Here is an 18550-nt window from a genome sequence, read left to right on the forward strand (position 1 = left end):
CTGCGACATTGCGGCCTCGATCGCCTTGGCCTGCGCATCGGGGTCGAGATCATAGTAGAGCCGCCTGAAAGCCTGTAAGAAGACCCTACCCAATTCCGCGCGGTTGCCCATGTCGAGACCGACGAGATCCTGGCGAAGCGCGATTTCATCCCCGAACGTGGCCGACAGAAGGTCGGTGTCGGCATTGCAACCGACATAGCGCAGCATCGACTGGTGGTAGGCGTTGCGCCGAACCTGCTCCGATAGGCCGGCAAGCTCGGCGATCCGCATCGCAAGCACGCATGATTTCAGCGCGAAGTCCCGTGAATGGCCGGTGGCGAGGTCCGAAGCATAGGCAAGGACCATCATGAAGTCCGCACGGCGGATCGAAACCTTTGTCATCGCCCATCTCCGGTGAGCAACGTTAGCCCCGCTTGTCGTTAATACCTAGGACAAAATCCCAAGTCCGACACGCTAGTATAGGGCGCGGAGGTCGCTTCGCGCGACGGCTTTCACGCAACCCCGAACGTCGGGAGTCGACACGCAGCGATGTCTGGTGACCGGCGGAATGGCCGGGATCAGGCGCGAAGCGGTCGTTGGCGATGCCACTTACCTCGAGAACGCACCAACAACAATGCCTTTTGAATTACCCGAGCTCGTGGATGGCCACGTTAGGAACAACCGACTTCGCAATCTCGCATAGGTGTTGATGATGGGTGAGGTAGATCACCTGGCCTACGCTGGCCATCTCGCCGAACAACCGGAAAACTTCCTCCGACCGGAGATGGTCGAAGGTCTCCATGATGTCGTCGGCGATGAACGGAACAGCCGGCCTGAGCTTGGCAAATTCGTAATATCCGGCGAGGCGTAGAGCCAGGTAGAGCTGGAAGCGCGTGCCTTTCGAAAGAGCGTCTGCGACCTTCGATTGGCCATCCCGCTGTGTCGCGATAAGGACCTCGCCGCCCTTTACCGGCTGGGTCGTCAAGCCTGTGTATTGGCCGCGCGTCATCAGTGCGAAGGCGTCCGAGGCCTCGCTCATCATTCCGGAGCGGTGACGTTCTCGATAGACCCGAAGCGCGCTCGACGCCGACATCACCCCAAGCTTCAATTCGATGTAGCGGACGGCCTTTTCCTCGATTTCGAGAAGGACGGTGCGACGATCGGCATCAATGCGGGCAACTGCGCTGTCGCCGCCGATCGCATCGAGCTTGTCGGTCGCCCGGGTCCGCCGGACGAGCTGCTGTTGCAGTGAGTCATCGAGGTCGGCGAGGCGTCGTTCGATTTCCGCCTTTTCAATTGCGAGGCCATCGAGATCGAGGCCCTCCAGCAACGACTGCGCCTGGATAAAGGCGCCTAGGGCGAGCTCGCTCGACAATCGTTCTTGAAGCTCGGCCACCGCACTCTGCAGGCCGTCTCGCTCGCGAAGCTGCTCATCGCGCTCCACGACCTCCGGCAGAGTTTTCACCCCAAAAGCATCGAGCACTTCCTGCTTTGTCGTCTCGTGTGCCGCGACGTCAGCGTTCAGTGCCTCGCGAACGTCCTGCAACTTTTGAACGTCAAGGAGGAGATTTGCCCTCGCCTCACGGGCACGCTCGGCTTGCTCCAGACGTTCTGTCAGCCTGACGCTTACCTGCTCTGGCGCGTCGTCGCTGGCACGCTCGCCGGTCTGCGAACCAAGGCGGGCCATCTCTTCAGCAAATGCAGTCCTGTCCGCCCCCATCTTGCGAATCCGGATGCGCATGGACTCACGATCCTGCATGGCCTTTGACAGCTCCAACAACTGATCGAGCACGTTTCCAAGCCCGGTTCCGGCAATGCCTTCTTCGAGCCAGGTGCCCTTCAGCGTCTCCTTGACCTCGGCCTGCCATGCACCCTCTCGCCGCTCGGCAATGTCAACAGCGAGCCGCCTGGCGGCTAGCTCCTCTTCCTTCGCGGCGACGCTCCTCAGCGCTTCCGCTCGTTCCGCGTCGATTTTCGCCTGCCTATCCAGAAAGCGGTCGGCGGCGACCACCATTGCCTCCAGGGCCTCCCCAGCTTCCGTCTTTATTCCAACGCTTTGAAGAGCCGAGGCCAATCCGAGATGGATCCGCTCTGCTTCAGCAGTGGCACGTTCAATCCTTGCGCGTGCAAGCAGGATGCCATCCCAGGCGGTAAGCGCGTCGGCGCGCGCGGAAAGGCGCTCCTCGAGAAGTCCGATCAGCAGGTCGAGCGACTGCGCCTGGCAATCCTCAAGCAAGGCGCTGGCCATTCGCTTGATTTCAGCGGACGCCATTTCTGCGCGCTGGGCTGCCCCGGCGAGGTGGCAGCTTACGCGCTCTATTGCCGCTTCGGTCTCGGCTGCCTTTTGCTTGATTGCGCGCAGATCCGCCAGCTCGCCCGCATGGGCCAACCGAGCAGCGCCGATATCATCGTCCTTGGCCAATGCTGTGGCAAACACGTCCGCAGTTTGGGCCTTGAGGTCCGTCCGGTGATTTCGCCAGGCTTCGTCTCTCTCACGTCGTATGGCTGCGGCGGTATCATCGTCAGCGAGATCGGTGGAGGCGCGTGCAGCAGCCAGACTTGACGAAGTAGCCATGCGGCTTTGTTCATACTCAGCCAGACGCTCGGAGAAGACTGCCTTGTCCCTTTGAAGGTCCGCGGCCAGTGTTTTCCACGCAGCCATCTGCGCCGGCGGCGGAACCGATTTTTTCGAAAGTCCGCCCGCATCTCCCGACCATGGCTGGAGGCGCCGCATCGCATCCGCCAGTGTTGTTTGACGCTCGTCCTCCAACGCGCGCGCCTCTCTTATCTCCCGTCTGTGACTACTGGCCTTCGCCTCCGACACGGCTGCCATGAGCCTGGCTCTCGCGGGCTCAGGCACCGCCCTCTCCTCGCCAACTCGACGTCGTGCAGCGTTGAGCCCGTCGAGCGCGGCAGCGGCTTCATCGCGGGCCATCCGCAGGCTCGTCATTATCCCGGAGCGTTGTTCGACCATGTTGCGAAGAGTGCCGACCACGAAGGCAGGCAAGATGAGTCGGGATGGATCCTGTTCGGCCGATCTTCCGAGCGCGGCGAGACAGTTCGCCACCGTCTGGTCAAGCATCTGGACTTCCATTTTGCGGGTCGGGAGATCCATGCCCGCGGATAAATAGCGCGCCTTGCGATCGGCGAGTCCTCGCACCTGTTCGGAGATCGCCAGCACAGCGTCGTCGACAGCGATTGCTTCGATCTTTGCCTTCGCCCGATCGATCTCATCCGCATTCGCCTGGAGACGGGTTCTCAGCCGCGCGTCCTGATCGATCAATTCCGCGACGCTGCCACTCCAGGTTCTGGGAGGAGACGGGATGTCAGGCAGCTCAGCTAGTCTGCTCGCCTTGCGTTTGATTTCGACCAGGAGCGGCGCTGCGCGCACATATCGGTCGATTGTAGCCAGACGCGCCGACAACACTGAGCGTTCAGCGAGGCTGCGATCATACTTGTGCTGGGCTTCCACCCGTTCCGCCTCGAGCGCCTCGAATGTCGAGGCCAGGGTGTCGATCGTCTCCTTGTGTGACTTGAGTTCGGCGAACCGCTTCTTCAGCAGCGCGATTTCGGTGGTCTGGGCCTGTTTTCGGTGGAGCGCGTCTGCCTCCGTCTCCAATGCTGCCAAGACATCGCTGGCATGCCCGAGCCCGGCGCTGGCGGTGAAAAGGAGCTTGCCGAGATCGCCACGCGATTCGAGTATCGCCTTGCCGCCTGCTTCCAGCGTCTCGTCATCCAGCGAGAACATGCTGCTGTAGGCTTCGCGGGCCAATCCGGCGAGGTGAGCCGAAATCGCAATCTCGCTGAGGGGCTGGCCTTCGGCATCGTGCAACGAGTTGCTGCGGCTCTTGGTACGGGAAACGGCAAGTGTTCGCCCCTCGAATTCGAGCAGCCCGCCGATGCGCATCGAGCTGTACTCGTGCAGAAAATTGTAACGGCTGCGCTCTTCAATGCCGAAGAGCAGATCAAGGTAGGCAGAAAGGGCGGTCGACTTGCCGGCCTCGTTCAAGCCGAAGACGATGTGCAAATCAGGCCCAGATAGGGACTTCTCTCCGAAGTCGATCGCTTTGTCGGTGAACTTGCCGTAGCGCGTGAGATCGAGGCGCCGCAATCTCATCGCGTTGCACCGGCCTTGAGCCTTGCAGTGACCAAGTCGACGCCGTGTGCAAGCACATCATCCAGAAACTGCTCGAGCCCTGCTTCGTCCTTTCCCGCAAAGCCGCGGGCATCCGGCGGCAGGTCCGCGATCGTCTTCAAAACGAATTCTCGCGCATCGGATCGAAATGCCTGTGACCCTGCATTGGCGTGCATGGACTGTGCGAGCTCCAGGGTGGGATCTGCAACGCTTTCCAAATCCCCGACACCGGGAGCCAAAACAGCGAGCTCCAGCTTCTCCACCCAGGTGTCGCCCACCTGCTCGGCTGCCTGTTCGGCTTCTGCAACAGCCAAGTCCCGGTCGCGCATCAGTGACCATGAAAGGGCAGAAGTGCCGACCAAGCCAAGGCGGGCAACAAGGTAGCGCGATCTCACACGCTCCCGGGATTGCTCCAGTCCTGCTCGGATACGGGCGATGGCCTCGCTCCATTCCGACGCCCCGGTCATATCGACGGTCACCCGCTCGAACTGCGCGACACTGGTGAGCCTCTCCTCGATCTCGACAGAGCGATCGTCGCGAATGGTGGCCAGCGTGACCGACTTCTCGCCCGCCTCATTGATGTCCCTCCCCTGAGGGATCCCTGGCATCACGAGCGTGCTCGCGCCGGAATACACTTGGCGAGCGTGAATATGGCCAAGCGCCCAATAACCAAAGCCGTGGCCGTCCACGTCGGCGACGCTGCAAGGTGCATAGACGTCATGGCCAGGGGAGCCGGCCAGGCTCGTGTGCATGATGCCGACGTTCGCAGCTCCCTCCTGCGGCGCGGCAAATTTGGGCAGCAGGCTGTCGGGCGCCTTGGGGTTGGCGAAACTGAGCCCATGGAACGCGACGTCCACCCCAGGGCCAGACTGGATCACGGATTGGCAGCGGCCGCCAAAAATGGTCACCGTGTCGGGCAACACGAGCTGCTTCGTAATCCGCGACATGGCGTCGTGGTTGCCGCGGATCATGTAGACCCTGATGCCAGCTTGATGGAGACGCGTCGTTTGGGATGCCAGAAAGCGTGCCGTCTTCATAGAAGTCTGGTCGCCATCGTAAAGATCGCCAGCAATGACCAGAGCGTCGACACGCTCCGCAAGACAGAGGTCCACTATTGCAGCGAATGCCTGTCGGCTGGCATCTCCGACTAGCTCGGCGAGTTCAGAATTTCTGAGTGCGAGCGAGCGCAGTGGCGAATCGAGATGGATGTCGGCCGTATGAATAAATCGAAATGCCATCCGGGGCGCTCTCCAGGCCCGAACCGGAGGTCAGGCCAATCCTGTCGAAGTCCAAGTCGCTGAACTGTATGCAGCGACCAAAGCTTGGGTTAGCAAAATCCGGCAGCGTTGGGCAACGGGAGGCGAGCGAGATACAGTGGCCCATGATTCTCAGCTAGTCGTGCACCTATCTGTTGATGGTCTCCTGGAATTTCTCAATTCTGGAAAGAATGTCGTCGAATGACGGCGGGGTGTTATCGAACATCATCGGTGCCATTGTCCGATATCCGCTCTGAGGTCATTGATCCGGGACTCGCCTATCATCAGCCGCAAAGTGCTTCCGGCTGATGCCCTTCTTTTCTGGATGGCGACCACCTGTGTAGCCGAGGTCGGCCCGGTCGAAGGACAAATCGATGTCCTCGGAGAAACGGCGGATGATGCCAAAGGCTTTGGACAGGGACGTTCCGCCCTTGAAGACCAGGCCGGCTGCGGCGTCTTCCGGAAGACCGAACAATCGTTTCAAGGTCCAGCAGACCCAGAAGTCCTTCTCGATGATCGTATTGGCGATGCCGCGCCCGGCGCCGGTTTCGCCAAAAAGCGCTGCCCGATCATTCGGCGGTAGAAGGGCGACCTTATCCATTCGCCGCGTTCGACGCTGTGTTGCCGATTGAGATCAGCGTCGGACGCATCCAGGCGGGAGCCTGAACCGCGTTGGACGCGAGTAGTCTCTTGTCGCCGGCAGACAGCCGACGCGCGGCGAGCTGGGCCACGTCGGCGGCCCGCACCGGCCCGACGTGGCGAAGAGCTTGGACAACGGTTCCGGCTGGGCTGCCCGGTGCGATCAGATGCTTGGGCGAAGCGTGACGCAGATCGACCACGCGCTTGCCCAGCACAACCCGGCGCGAGGGCCCGTCCGTCAGATAGAGGCTCTTTGCGGGAACCTGCGTCGAGAGGCCGAGCGCATTGGCGGCGTGCGCGCCGGCGATCTGCGCCTTTGAACCAGTCTCCCGCGCAAGCGCACGCGCGACGTCGTCGGGAGCCGGTGAAAGCTGGCCCAACTTCGGATGGACCTTCGGATAGTCATAGAGGCCACGCGCCAGGCGGCGCAGCTTTCCACTCTTGACCAAGCGAGAGAGGGCCTGATCGACAGCAGCGCGCCCTGCTACATCGAGGAAGTCGCTGGGCGTGAAAACACAGCCACGGCCGCCGGCGCGGGCGCGGCGCATGATCCGATGTGAAACTGATGTCACGGCCGCGTTCATACGTCAGAAAATAAGCTATTTTTTTCTGACATTGAAGAGTCCTGCAAAACGCGCGAAACGGGTGTTCCCGCCCACGTGCCTTGCGAACGTCAACACGATGCGACGGAGCCCCATTGCGTACGCCAAACGGATCGACATCATTCTGCCTCACACCGCATCGTCGTCATCGAGCGGTCGCTTCTTGTGTGTGAGCGGGATGTCGCCTGCCAACAACTTTTCCCTTCGACAGCAGCTCAGCGTCCTCGAGCGCCTCGAAACCGGCAGCTGGCGCAGCGTGTCGAGCCCGAACTGCGACAGGAAGGTCTTTGGTCGTCACATAGGGTGTAGGGCGCACCCGGCTGCGGATCTTTTCGAGAGGTCAATAAGCGTAGCCAAGGGCTCGTGGCTCCCAGCGCCGCCCCGCGGCCGCGATCGATGGCCACGCATCCCACGCTGATGCGCGTGTTGATCCGTCTGCCGTTGGCATAGCCGTGAGCGGCAATCGCTGCCAGATCATCGCCGGGGCGGATCGGCCGCGTCCAACCAAGCGGACGTGATCAGCAGCACGGCAACGCGCCATCACGGCATTTGACACAAACGCGTCGTTCGATGGAGATTATCCTGACGGAAGCGCAAGACGCTTTCCATGCTAGTCGAGATGATCATGGGCAAACATAGAGACCATCGCGAGCCACGTCGGCGTCGCCGCGACGATGATCCCGCTTCCTTTTCGGAACCGGCTTCCGAACCAAGCTACTTTCAGCGCTTTCCCGCCGCTACCGCGGACGCTCGCGATGCCGAGGTGATATGGTTCAACGCCAGCAAGGGCTTTGGATTTGTGAAATTGTCGGACGGGACCGAGGTCTATCTGCACATCCGCGCGCTCGAGGCGGCCGGAAGCCACGGTGTCTCCGAGGGAACACGTCTCAAGGTCACGGTCGAAGAAAGCTCACGGGGTTGGCAGGTCGCGCAAGTGCTGGAGATCGGCGAGGAGATCGCGAGAACGCCGGCACATACGCGTCTCGCCGGGAGCGACGTCGCGGGGCGGGATGCGCAAGCGGAGAGCGCGGGCACGGTCAGATGGTACAATCCCGAGAAGGGATTCGGTTTCATCTCGCCCGATAGTGGGGAGAAGGACATCTTCGTGCATGCCACCGCGCTGACCCGCTCAGGGATTGCGGTGCTGGTAGAGGGGCAAAAGGTGTTGGTCGAATGCGGACAGGCCAAAAAAGGCGTGGAAGTTCGCAGCATTCGCCTCGCCTAGGCGCGGATTTGTTGGTCCCGCAAGAGTGTCGCGCGACACTCGATCCCGCTTGAGCCAAGACCCTTGATGCACTCGTAGATGCCACATCCGGTTGGGATTGACTGCGGCCGCGTGCATGAATCGCTCCCTTGGGTGCCGCCATGTCGATGACAATCCATGACGCTCTTATTTGCCACAAATCGTCAATATTTGCTGCTCAGCGGATAATGCTGCAACCAGGAGTCAGAACAAGAGCGGCGACGCCTCTTGCCCGCATCATTCCCCTTCATGGGTGGCGAGGTCGACACGGCTGGCTGCACTTCCAGCTGGAAACCGCGCTACAACCTCGATGGCGTTGCTCGCGCCGGTGCCAGATGCGCGATCTTTCGTCGACTCGTCCTGCCAGCGCGCGGCCGAACCGCAGGTGTCTGTCAGGCACATCGACGTCGGCAAGCTGGCTGCGCCGAGTGGTCGGAGCCGGCTTCGTCCATGTGTTCCGCGCGCAACACTGACAACGGCGAGGGCGATTCACTCGAGCCTCAAAGAATCGAGTGACGCGGATCTAGTGACCCTTGTCCGCCAGCCAGAGGCGCACGTCCTGGATCGACCGCATAAGCACGGACGGGTTGTCGCGCGAAGCGATGAAGCCCCAGCTTTGCCAGTAGCGCTCGGCTTCGGCGTCAATCGCCCGGACAACGACCGCGCGGCCGCCGACGATATCGGCCCCGGAGATGCAGCGCTGCAGGGCATCCTTCACCAGCCCGCTGCCGATGCCCTGCCCGGCATAGCGATGATCGACGGCAAGCTGTCCAATCAGGAGGCACGGGATGGGGTCAGGTGGCCTCCCGGTGCGGATCGCACGGGGCGCGCTGTTCGGCTGGATCACGCTTGGCGCAAGACCGTAGTACCCGACAACCTCTCCGTCGTTGTGAACGACCAGCACGCGGGTGAAACCTCGCTCCTGGTTCGTACGGGCAAAGCCGGAGAGCCACGCGTTAAGGGCCGGCTTGCCGCAGTCGAAAGCGTCAAGCCGATGCGTGTTGCCGAGCAATTCAATGCCGGAGAGCGCCACCTAACGTTCCCAGGGTGCTGCCCGTCGCAGTCGTTCGGCCACCTTCGGCGGTGGAGTGGCCGCCGGGGCGGAAATCGCCTGCATGAAGGTGTCGTAGGCATCTGGCGAGAGGCGGATGACGCTCTCATTGAGGATCGCCGCCTGCGCCTCGTGCAATGCGGCGCGGCGCATGAATTCGGTGCGCGATAGGCCGAGCAGTTCCGCGCCACGATCGATGATCGTCAGATCATCGTCCCGGAATCGCATCGAGACAGGTGTTTCCTTTCTCGGGGCTGTGGTGGCCATGTCGCGCTCCTGTGCTGCGACTGTATATACAACTCTGCAACGCAGATTGCAATACTTCTCCATGAAAAGCAGTTTACGACCAAGGTCGTCGTAGCTTTCGCCCCGCGCCAGCCGATCGACTTTCGCGGCGAAGAGTTCCTTGTGTTTCTCCGGCATCTCGGCGGTTCGGCTGACACGGCGCGGTCTCCACCGGCGCGCACTTAGGCGAGTTCAAGATGAAACGTACGGCCGACCGCCGCCGCGGCGCACTGCACGGTATTGAGTTGCACCCTGTCGTTTTCAGGATCCAGCAAGCGGTCCAACTGGGCGCGACTGGTCTTCATCCGCTTCGCCATTTCACTCTTGCTGATCCCCTGTTCGGTCATGGCCTGTTCGATCTGCCATACCAGCACACGTTTCATCGCGTGAGCGGTGACTTCGCCGTGGATGCCCTCCTCCTTCAAAAACTCGTCGAAGGACGAGCTAATGTGCTTGCTGGTCATTGTTCGATCTCCCTTGCCGTTTGCGGCCGATGTCCAAGTCCGGTGACGGCGTCTTTTGGGCCTTCTTCACAAAGGCATGAAGCAGAACCATCTGGCCATGCGCGGCACAAAAGATCACGCGGCCAATCCGGCCATGTGCGAGGTTGCTGCGCACTTCCCACAACCCGCCGCCGAGTGACCGGCATAACGGCATCCCGACTGGCCAACCGAACTCCACCGTGGCAATGTCAAAGCCAACCGTACTGCGCCTGGGCCGCAGTTTCGCCAAGTGCGCCCAGCGGCCCTCGCTGTTCGGAAGCACGCGTTTCTTGTGAGTGGCGCTCGTTGCCATGACCACGCCGATCGTCCTGCCTTGGCCGTTGCAAAGCCTCCTGGAGGCGGTAGCGCGGGCGGTGCTGCAGCCTGGCGGCCGGCCCCACATCGATTTCTCGCGACCGATCGGCGAGGCCGGACTGGTATCGCCGGATTCCGTGTCGTGGCGCGTGTTCAAGAACCCGCTTTCGCTGTTCATCGGCGGCGTCACCGCCGTGATCATGGAGCTTGCAGAACCGCGCGTGCGCACTGGGGTATGGGAGCATACGTCTTTCCGCCTGAATCCAATTCAACGACTGCATAGCACGGGGCTCGCTGCCATGGTGACGATCTACGGTTCGCGCACCGCGGCCGAGGCCATGATCGCCCGCGTTCGGCGGATACACGACCGGGTCGCAGGCGTGACATCGTCGGGCGAGACGTATTGCGCCAATGACCCCAACCTTCTGAACTGGGTTCAGGGCACGGCGGCATACGGCTTTGTGCAAGCTTATCACACCTATGTGCAGCAGCTCTCTGCATCGGAGCGTGACCGCTGTTATGCCGAGAGCGTCCCCGCCGCGCGCCTTTTCGGCGCCACAGGCGCACCGGGATCGGAAGCCGAGCTTGAAGCGCTTTTCAATGCGACAGCCGGACGGCTGGAGCGCTCGGCCATTGTGCTTGAATTTCTCGCCATCATGCGTTCGGCGCCTATCCTGCCGCTGCCGCTGAGGCCGGCACAATCCTTGCTGGTAGCGGCTGCCGTTGATCTGGTGCCCTGTTGGATGCAGGCCCTGTTGGGGCTCACCGGGAACGGCCTGCGCAGTTGGGAAGCTGAGGCGGTCCGGCAGGCAGGCGCTTTGGCGGATCGTCTCGTCATCGAAATCAACCCGGCCGTTCAGGCCTGCCGGCGGATGCGCCTTCCGGCGGACTATTTGTATGTCCGTCACAGCGCAGTCGGCGCCCCTCAATGATTGTCTTGTTCACGGATTTCGGCTTGCACGGCCCCTACACGGGTCAGGTGAAGGCTGTGTTGCACCAGATGGCGCCGGGCATCCCCGCGATCGATCTCTTCTCCGATGCGCCGGTCGGCAATCCCAATGCGTCGGCCGACCTGCTGGCGGCCTGCGCGGAGTGGTTCCCTGCGGGAACCGTCTTCCTCTGTGTCGTCGATCCAGGCGCCGGAGGAACGCGGCCGTCCGTCATCGTCGAGGCCGACGGTCGCTGGTATGTCGGCCCCGGCAACGGCCTGTTCGAGCTGATCCAGCGCCGCGCGGCTGAGGCGTTGAGCTGGGATATCGACTGGAAGCCAAAGCGCCTGTCTGCCAGCTTCCACGGGCGTGACCTCTTTGCCCCGGTCGCTGCCATGCTGGCACGCGGTGAGCCGCCGCCCGGCAAGCCGCGCCTGGATGAAGCAGATCGCCTGGCCGGAAGACCTCGCCGAGATCGTCTATATCGACCGTTTCGGCAATGCCATGACCGGCTTGAGGGCGGCCAGGCTGCCGGCAGGCGCAAGGCTCGCCGCAGCAGATCGAGTGCAGGAGGGCGCGACGACCTTCAGCACTCGGCCGCCGGGCACGGCCTTCTGGTACGAGAACTCGAACGGGCTTGCGGAGATTGCTGTCGATCAAGGGCGCGCGGACGGCGAGCTCGGTCTCGCGATCGGCAGTCCTGTGGAGATCGTCCTTTGAACGAAACCGGTTGTCCGTCACGGCGTTGATTGATTGCGATGCGCAAATCAACGAAACAAGGCCCGGACGCCGATGCGCCGAAGCTGCGAAAAGGCGACGACAAGGCGCGGGCGAAGACCGGCAACAAGCGCCTTGCCGAGCAGATTCGCAAGATTCTTGCCAAGCACTATGCGAGCAAATATCGGGCAAGGTGAAAGACACGATCGCTGCACCAGGAATGAGCACGAAGGGAGGTTGTCATGACCGATGGTATTGCTCAGAAAAACTGTACGCCCTGCCGCGGCGGCTTCGCTCCGCTAACGCAGGAGGCAGCCGAGGGCTATCTGTCCCAGACCCCTGGCTGGGAACTGGAGGAGGCGCACCTGCTACGCCGCAAATTCAAATTTGCGGACTTCTGTGAATCGCTCAGCTTCATCGACAAAGTTGCCCGTCTGGGGAACAAGAAGGGCATCATCCCGACATCTGCTTCGGCTGGGGTTATGCGGCGGTCTCGCTGCAGACTCACAAGATCAAGGGATTGCACGAGAACGACTTCATCATGGCGCGAACATCAACCTGCTCGCCGGTTCGTAGAGAGGCACTCGGCACCCCAACGACCGGAACGGGTCCAAAAGTTCGCATCGGCCGGTTAGCGCGATTTTCGGACACTCAAATCGTGGAGGCTGAGAGCGGTGCCGAAGAGGCTCGTTGATCAGCGATGGCGCAACATCTCCGCGAGTATTTCCTCGGCCGGGTGCGGCGAAATGCCAAGTTCTTCGAATCCGGGCATCTGCGGCGATGGCACGTTGTCGACCTGCATCAGTTCAACCTGATTCCGGGTGACGGGCGGACTCGCAAGCATTTCCGCGGCCCATGCCAGCGCGTGCCAAGCGGCAAATGGCACCGGGACTAGTATGGGTCGAAGACCGGCCTGGCGTGCAACGGCTCTGAGGAATTCCTCGTAAGTGTAGACGCGAGGACCGCCGCACTCATAGGTGATCGCATGCGTTTGCGTCCCCTGCAGCGCCCTTGCGGTCGCCTCTGCCACATCGCCCACATAGGCCGGCTGCAATCTCGTCAGGCCGCGACCGAACATCGGACAGATTGGAAGCCGGCGTAGAAGCCTGAGGATAGTGGTGAGAAACGCGTCATCCGGTCCGAACATCACGGTTGGGCGGATGATGATGGCGTCAGCAAAAGCGGCACGCACCTCCAGTTCGCCTTCGCCCCGCTTACGGATGTACAGCGACGGCGAGGCAACATCGGGACGGATTCCCGAAACGTGAGCGAGCCGTTCGACGCCAGCTCGGTGCGCTTGAGCCGCAACCCGCCGGGCCGACTCGACATGCACGGAATGAAAGGTCTCCTGTCCCCGTTCGACATAAAGACTGACCGCATTTACAACACCGCAGGCACCGGCAAGTGCATCGGCGATCGCCCGCTCATCGTGGATATCGGCTTCGACCGATTGAAGTTGCGGGTTGTCGGAACCAAACAATCTCTTGGCCCGTTCCGGATGTCTTGACGCAATCCGAACGAAAACCTCAGCATCGCGGAGATGCCGAACAACGCGGCGGCCGAGAAACCCGGTTCCACCGAACACGGTGACGACGCGATGGTTCATGGCAGCCATGGCTTGGACTTTGTCCGCTCATGTCGGCCGTCTCGACCCGGCGGTCCAGGTCATGTGGACGGACGTCTGCTGACCAATATCTGCCACCTCGGCTGCCTCGTACAGATTGGAATCGATCTTCTCCGCAACTGATCGAGAATGACCCACCCCTTGGGGAATCCGGCGTTGATGAGCCGATTGCAGCAGATCGCGATTCTGCCATTGGACGTCGTTGACAGTGCGCCGCACATCATGGCTGAGATGCAGGCCGATTGAGATGAAGCCAGCCGGGACGGTCGTCATGAGCCCCCTTACCCTTCAACTGAAGAGGCCAAGCAGCGGCCCTGCTCTGAGAACAGGATATCCAAGGAAAAGCAGGTCATACACAAGGCCAAGAAAGGCAAACCCATCCGCCAGGTCGCGGTAGTTCCTTTTCGGCTGGATCCAGGCGGGAAGGTCGAAGTGCTACTCATCACGTCGCGGACGACGAGACGCTTCACCGTCCCGAAAGGCTGGCCGATGAAGGGTAAGAGCGGCAGGAAGGCTGCGACAACGGAGGCGCGAGAAGAGGCAGGAGTCCTTGGCAACGCGCCGAGGAAACCCCTTGGGGCATACTCCTATTGGAAGCGCCTTTCCGATCGCGTTGGTTGTGAAGCGGCGTGTGCCTTCCATGTGCGGGGATGGTCGCCCTCAAACTGTCCTGATTTGCACTTATATGCAGAGCCGTGTGCATTTGTGCGGTATTGGAAAGAGATTGACCATGACTCAGGCCCAGTTCGCACACAACACCATGGTTTCCGGCTTTGTCGATAGCCTGCAGGAGCCGCGGACGCCCTATATCTCGCCGAAGCTTCTGTCGCAGGCGCTGGGCGTGAAGGTGGCCAACCTAGCCCAGTTAACGGGGGTTCACCGCAACACGCTTCGCAATCCCGCATCAGCGCGCCTGCAGGGCCGGATGCGCGAAATGGTAAAGGTGATTTCGGCCGCAACTGAACGCACCGGTGCCGTTGATAAGGCGATCTACTGGTACCGCGACGAACCTATCGCCGACTATGGCATCGCACGGCGGCCGAGCTTGTCGCCGAGGGTCAGGTCGAAGCAGTTCTGGTCTTCATCCGGGACCTTGAGAACGGGGCTCGCGGGTGAAAGTCGCCCGCGTCAGAACGGACGGGATCTTCCATAGGTGCCCCTTACAGCCCACCAACGGTGCAGCGCGGCGGTTGACAGCCTCGTCTGAACGGAGATCGCGTCGAGGTTCTTTATCTTTCGAACCGGCAGACGCCAAGCCCAACTCGGTGCTTCTCAAAACGCCGTCACCTGTTCATTAAAAACGTTATCCATTGTGTCTTCTCATCCGCATGACAGCTAACCCCAAAGGCAGGGCCTTTCAGACGAGCCCACCAGCGGCGACCGGCTTGTCGAGCCACCGCCGAAAAGCCCGTGTCTAAGTGACCCCTCGTGTGATGAGCTAGGACGACCTTCGATCTCCAGATAACCAAGGGCAAGACGAGGATGCTGAGAGGATCATCCACAGATCAAGTTCAAGAAAGATTGCTCCTCGCCCTGACAGCCTCTCCAGTAGGAAGTCGGGTCGTAGATTTGCTCGTTTAATGTTCTTCACATCGGTGTAAAAAATCGTCAAAAACAAAATCGATCTTTGCGTTGCTTCGTTTGAACAAACGCGTATCATAGGATTGGGGTTTATATCGGCTATGCGTACATACAGGACAATCGACCTTTGTTTATGAAATCCAGCATCGACCATCTCCCACCGTCAAAGCAGCGTGAGCTGACCAGGACGGTGGAGCTGCTACTTGAGGAATTCGACGACGCGGTAAAGGGCGGAACGGCCGATTTCAAGAAGCGCGGGCGCATTCTGAAGATCATACTCTTCGGATCCTATGCGCGCGGCGGCTGGGTCGACGAGCCGCATACCAAGAAGGGCTACCGTTCCGATTTCGATCTGCTGGTGGTGGTCAATAATCGAAAGCTGACGGACTTCGCCAGCTATTGGCAGCCTGCAGCTGATCGTTTGATGCGTGAGATCAATATGCCCGTCAGCTTCATCGTCCACTCTCGCCGGGAGGTGAACACGGCGCTCAGGGAAGGCCAGTACTTCTTCATCGACATTCGCCGCGAAGGAATTGTGCTCTACGAGCTTGATGACGAGCCGCTCGCTAACCCCATCCCGGCAAAGCCGGCCGACGCCCTCCGGCTAGCAACTGAATACCTCAATGACAGATTGCCACACGCTCGGGTGTTCGCAAAGACTGCGGGATTTCTCCTTCGGGAATCCAATCTCAAAGAAGCGGCCTTTCTTCTTCATCAGTCAATCGAACAGGCTTACGCAGCGTTGTTGCTCGTATTGACGAATTACAGCCCTGCATCGCACAACATCAAGTTTCTTCGAAGCCTTGCCGAGGACCAGTCCCAGCACCTGGCTGACGTTTGGCCTCGCGACCAGCAGCGATTCGTCGCCTGGTTCAACATAATCAAAGAGGCTTATGTGAAGGCGCGCTATTCGAAGCACTTTGAGATCACGAGAGAAGCTCTCGAGTGGCTCGCAGAGCGAGTTGACGATCTTATTGGTCGGATCGAACAAATCAGCCGATCCCGACTTGAAAAATTGAGAAACGAGGCAGGCACCGCAGTTCAGCGAGCCGGCTGAGGGCAAGCAGTCTCATTCCAGTGTGATGTCCGGAATTAAGTGGGGCCGCTGACGTCGTGTGCGAAGTCGTTTCGGCGCTCGTGTAGAAGCTTGAGCGCGTCGCTGCCGCACGACATGCCGCGAAGCATGGTCTCGATCCGAGGAAGACGAATGCTGTCCTCGCCGCTGGTAGCGGCAGCGCAGTTCTGGAGCAGGTGGCAAAGCGCGCGAAGGGAGGTGTTCTGAGCATAGGTGGCGATTGCCTCGTAGGCGTCGGCTCCCTCAACGTTGTGTTCGGCGCCTATCCTCTCGCAGTCCTCCCGCGTCGGCTGCCCGATCTCGAAACGCATGCCGATGCGGCTTTCGATCTGATCCACAGCGTGGGTATCACGCCTCGTCCCCGCTAACCGATGAGTGTTGCCGGCAAGCAGCAAAGCGAAACCGCAGTGCTCCTGAAGGTGCAGCAGCTCACGCAAAACAGTGGGTGTGAAGTTTTGATATTCGTCTACCAGCAGCGGACGCGTCGGGCCGTATCGGCAGCCCAGAAAGTTCATACAATCCTTCGCAAGGTCGTAGGTGTGCTTGCTGTCCTTTTGGACGCCGTAGGCGTCGTGCAGCATCAGGAACATCGGCCTGATAGCCTTGGTATGCTGCGCAACCTCACAATAGGCAGCTCCGCTTTGGGCGGCTATCCAGTTGAGCGCTACAGTCTTTCTGAGTCCGGCTTTGCCGACCACAAGCACCGGATATCGCATCTTGACCGCGGTGTCGAAGGCGGCGCGCACAGTGAGCGCAGCGCGAGTCTCAACAAACATCGTCATCCGACGATCCTCTTCACTAGGTCCATCTGAGCGGCTACGCGGCTGCTCGGCCTCACCAGCCGATCCTGGCCGCGTTCGGAAAACGACGACCCGCTGCTGCCGCACCATTTGCTCGACCGCCGCAGACTTCATCCCGTCGGGGTCGCCGAGCGCGACCGACGCCATTTCGAGATCATCCAGGCGCACACCCGTGAACAACTCGTCTTGTCCCGCTCGCTGCGCAACCCCAAGGGCGGCGTTCTGTCACCCAGCTCGCTCTGGCCTTCGGCAGAGATCGTGTACAAGCGCGATCGCATTCCGCAACATGCTTTCAGCGAAGCGGACCGGCTTTTGGCGAGACCCCGCGATGCCGGCCAACTCGCCCATGTTCGCCAAAGCCAGCTTTGCTGGTGCAACTGGCAACGGCCTTCGATATTGACGCTGCATGACGGCCTTTCGGGAGCCAATCATCCGGCGATAGAGAGAGCCTTGGCGCGGGTTCAGTCGACGACATCGCTCCAGAGGCTGTTGCGAGATCCGCTCGGGTTCGTCTGGCGTTACGCTCTTGGCGCTCTGTCCGGTTCCAATCCGATCCGCTGCAGCTCGGTGCGGCCTCATTTGGAGAACTGGTTCATGAGCTGATCAGCGGCGCGATCATAGCGCTCGAGCCGACGCCGGGATTTGCGCGCGCCAGCGCCGATGAGATCGAAGCCGCGATCGCCGATGCGTCGACGGCGATCCTGCACGCATGGCCACTACAGCGTTCCGTTCCGCCACCCATCCTGTGGCATACGGTGATTGAGGCCGCGCGTCGCACTGCCAGAGGCCTCGCCGCCGATGATCAGGTCAGATCCGATACGCGCAGTTGGACGGAGGTGCCGTTCGGGCAAGGGGGCGGCACCGGGGAAGGCGCGCCTTGGGACACGACGATCACGGTCCCGATCGAGCAGACTGGCCTGGTGTTCGGCGGTCGCATGGATCGGCTCGATATTCGCGCCACCGGCAACGGCGCTCGGATCACCGACTACAAGAGCGCGAAGCCGCCTCCGAGACATCAACGCATTGCGTTGGGCCAGGGGCGAGAGCTGCAGCGCGTGCTTTATGCGATCGCCGCCCGTGCGCTGCTGCCTGGAGTCAGGACCGTGGTGGCGCGCCTGGTCTATCTCGCCGACGATCCGGCAATCTTCGAGCTCAAGGGCGACGAGCTCGATGCGGTGGTCAGCGAGGCGGCGGGTTATCTATCGGCGGCCATGACAATCCTGCGCAGCGGCCGGATCGCGCCGCGTTGGGAGCAGGACGCCGATTACGACGATATGCGCCTCGCGCTTCCTTCCGATCGCGAGACTTATCTGCGCCGCAAGGCTTCAGAGTTCCGGGCAGCCAACCAGCCGCTCAACAAGCTCTGGAGTGCCTCGACATGACGCTCGCCGATCAGGAGGCCCGTTGCCGGGCCATGACCGATTTTTCCTCGATCCTGTTGGTCGAAGCGGCCGCGGGAACCTTCGGCGCAAGCATCCTGACGCCCAACCGATCCTTCCGTCCGCCGGCGCGCGGCCCGACATTGATTTCGTCCAGGCGGTCGACGATTTCGACCGGTGGCAGGCGAGCGCCGAACCTGACAAATGGCGTTCCGACATCGCGCACGAGTTGCGCGGGCTTGCGCAGCGATATCTTGACTGCCTCGCAAGCAAAGACAGTTTCCGAGCCCTGTGGCGCCTGTGCGATCCGGGAACCGGCCGTCTCTTCGAGCGCAAAGGCCTACAGCTGAAAACCTACGAGGAGGCTGCGCGGGGTTTCGGCACGTCGATCCGCATCATCTTGGCCCGAAGCGCTTGACTTCCATGGCCTTCCCTGCGTGGCTGCTGTGGCCGAAAAC

At 61.2% G+C, this 18550-nt stretch carries 18 protein-coding genes and 5 pseudogenes; 10 read left to right on the top strand and 13 right to left on the bottom strand.

The window, feature by feature from the left end:
• From FJ958_RS21430 to FJ958_RS21450, 5 genes and pseudogenes are all read right to left on the bottom strand, one after another.
• Positions 1-381 (bottom strand): annotated as a pseudogene (locus FJ958_RS21430) (LuxR family transcriptional regulator); the annotation flags it as partial.
• 244 nt (positions 382-625) lie between these two features.
• On the bottom strand, positions 626-4096 hold the full coding sequence (locus FJ958_RS21435) for a YhaN family protein (protein ID WP_140745257.1): 3471 nt from the start codon (positions 4094-4096) through the stop codon (positions 626-628).
• Positions 4093-5352, bottom strand: coding sequence for a DNA repair exonuclease (locus tag FJ958_RS21440; protein ID WP_140745259.1), 1260 nt, complete (start codon positions 5350-5352; stop codon positions 4093-4095). The genes FJ958_RS21435 and FJ958_RS21440 overlap by 4 nt, the downstream gene beginning before the upstream one ends.
• A 316-nt stretch (positions 5353-5668) precedes the next feature.
• Positions 5669-5971: pseudogene (locus tag FJ958_RS21445) on the bottom strand (nucleotidyl transferase AbiEii/AbiGii toxin family protein); the annotation flags it as partial.
• Positions 5964-6557, bottom strand: a complete 594-nt coding sequence (locus FJ958_RS21450) for a DUF6088 family protein (protein WP_140745387.1) — start codon at positions 6555-6557, stop codon at positions 5964-5966. The gene FJ958_RS21450 and the pseudogene FJ958_RS21445, both read right to left, overlap by 8 nt.
• A 661-nt stretch (positions 6558-7218) precedes the next feature.
• Between FJ958_RS21450 and FJ958_RS32445 the strand changes: the two genes are divergently transcribed.
• Entirely contained in the window at positions 7219-7836 is a 618-nt protein-coding gene (locus FJ958_RS32445) for a cold-shock protein (RefSeq protein ID WP_281406679.1), read from the top strand.
• 541 nt (positions 7837-8377) lie between these two features.
• Here FJ958_RS32445 and FJ958_RS21465 read toward each other — a convergent pair.
• The 4 genes from FJ958_RS21465 to FJ958_RS21485 are packed head-to-tail and all read right to left on the bottom strand — an operon-like array spanning position 8378 to position 9985.
• Positions 8378-8887 carry a GNAT family N-acetyltransferase gene (locus FJ958_RS21465; protein ID WP_140745261.1) on the bottom strand — a complete coding sequence of 170 codons (510 nt, stop codon included), beginning with the start codon at positions 8885-8887 and terminating at the stop codon, positions 8378-8380.
• Positions 8888-9328 (bottom strand): DUF1778 domain-containing protein, encoded by a 441-nt coding sequence (locus FJ958_RS32085; RefSeq protein ID WP_246679685.1) that lies wholly within the window; start codon positions 9326-9328, stop codon positions 8888-8890. It abuts the gene before it with no gap.
• A gap of 44 nt (positions 9329-9372) precedes the next feature.
• A complete protein-coding gene (locus FJ958_RS21480) occupies positions 9373-9654 on the bottom strand; it encodes a helix-turn-helix transcriptional regulator (RefSeq protein WP_140745263.1) in 282 nt (93 codons plus the stop codon).
• Positions 9635-9985: a type II toxin-antitoxin system RelE/ParE family toxin gene (locus tag FJ958_RS21485; protein ID WP_140745265.1), complete on the bottom strand. Its 351-nt coding sequence runs from the start codon at positions 9983-9985 to the stop codon at positions 9635-9637. Before FJ958_RS21485 ends, FJ958_RS21480 begins: the two co-directional genes overlap by 20 nt.
• Between FJ958_RS21485 and FJ958_RS21490 the strand changes: the two genes are divergently transcribed.
• A complete protein-coding gene (locus FJ958_RS21490; protein ID WP_140745267.1) occupies positions 9984-10919 on the top strand; it encodes an oxygenase MpaB family protein in 936 nt (311 codons plus the stop codon). The two genes, FJ958_RS21485 and FJ958_RS21490, sit on opposite strands and share 2 nt — an antisense overlap.
• On the opposite strand, the gene FJ958_RS32450 is transcribed toward FJ958_RS21490, so the two are convergent.
• Complete coding sequence (locus FJ958_RS32450; protein ID WP_281406680.1) at positions 10913-11281, bottom strand: hypothetical protein; 369 nt, start codon at positions 11279-11281, stop codon at positions 10913-10915. The genes FJ958_RS21490 and FJ958_RS32450 overlap by 7 nt on opposite strands.
• Before the next feature lie 73 nt (positions 11282-11354).
• On the opposite strand from FJ958_RS32450, the gene FJ958_RS32455 reads away from it, so the two are divergent.
• The 3 genes and pseudogenes from FJ958_RS32455 to FJ958_RS21505 all read left to right on the top strand — a co-directional run bounded on the left by FJ958_RS32455 (position 11355) and on the right by FJ958_RS21505 (position 12327).
• Positions 11355-11636: an SAM hydroxide adenosyltransferase gene (locus tag FJ958_RS32455; protein WP_210243464.1), complete on the top strand. Its 282-nt coding sequence runs from the start codon at positions 11355-11357 to the stop codon at positions 11634-11636.
• Positions 11637-11674: 38 nt separating this feature from the next.
• Entirely contained in the window at positions 11675-11830 is a 156-nt protein-coding gene (locus FJ958_RS21500; RefSeq protein ID WP_140745269.1) for a PTD012 family protein, read from the top strand.
• 45 nt (positions 11831-11875) lie between these two features.
• Positions 11876-12327, top strand: a pseudogene (locus FJ958_RS21505) (4a-hydroxytetrahydrobiopterin dehydratase).
• Here FJ958_RS21505 and FJ958_RS21510 read toward each other — a convergent pair.
• Positions 12328-13248: a complex I NDUFA9 subunit family protein gene (locus FJ958_RS21510; RefSeq protein ID WP_140745271.1), complete on the bottom strand. Its 921-nt coding sequence runs from the start codon at positions 13246-13248 to the stop codon at positions 12328-12330.
• Between the two features lie 18 nt (positions 13249-13266).
• On the bottom strand, positions 13267-13530 hold the full coding sequence (locus FJ958_RS21515; RefSeq protein WP_140745272.1) for a hypothetical protein: 264 nt from the start codon (positions 13528-13530) through the stop codon (positions 13267-13269).
• Positions 13531-13587: 57 nt separating this feature from the next.
• On the opposite strand from FJ958_RS21515, the pseudogene FJ958_RS32095 reads away from it, so the two are divergent.
• From FJ958_RS32095 to FJ958_RS21530, 3 genes and pseudogenes are all read left to right on the top strand, one after another.
• A pseudogene (locus tag FJ958_RS32095) lies at positions 13588-13869 on the top strand (NUDIX domain-containing protein); the annotation flags it as partial.
• A gap of 118 nt (positions 13870-13987) precedes the next feature.
• Positions 13988-14373 (top strand): annotated as a pseudogene (locus tag FJ958_RS21525) (hypothetical protein).
• A 598-nt stretch (positions 14374-14971) separates the two neighbouring features.
• Positions 14972-15895, top strand: a complete 924-nt coding sequence (locus FJ958_RS21530; RefSeq protein WP_140745274.1) for a nucleotidyltransferase and HEPN domain-containing protein — start codon at positions 14972-14974, stop codon at positions 15893-15895.
• 35 nt (positions 15896-15930) lie between these two features.
• On the opposite strand, the gene FJ958_RS21535 is transcribed toward FJ958_RS21530, so the two are convergent.
• Positions 15931-16893 (bottom strand): AAA family ATPase, encoded by a 963-nt coding sequence (locus FJ958_RS21535; RefSeq protein WP_140745276.1) that lies wholly within the window; start codon positions 16891-16893, stop codon positions 15931-15933.
• 377 nt (positions 16894-17270) lie between these two features.
• Between FJ958_RS21535 and FJ958_RS21540 the strand changes: the two genes are divergently transcribed.
• Positions 17271-18095, top strand: a complete 825-nt coding sequence (locus FJ958_RS21540) for a PD-(D/E)XK nuclease family protein (RefSeq protein ID WP_281406681.1) — start codon at positions 17271-17273, stop codon at positions 18093-18095.
• Between the two features lie 22 nt (positions 18096-18117).
• The gene (locus tag FJ958_RS21545) at positions 18118-18510 is read left to right on the top strand and encodes a hypothetical protein (RefSeq protein ID WP_140745280.1); all 393 of its coding nucleotides are present in this window, start codon (positions 18118-18120) and stop codon (positions 18508-18510) included.
• The last annotated feature ends 40 nt before the right edge of the window (positions 18511-18550 follow it).

It is taken from the genome of Mesorhizobium sp. B2-3-5, assembly GCF_006442395.1.
GTDB lineage: Bacteria > Pseudomonadota > Alphaproteobacteria > Rhizobiales > Rhizobiaceae > Mesorhizobium.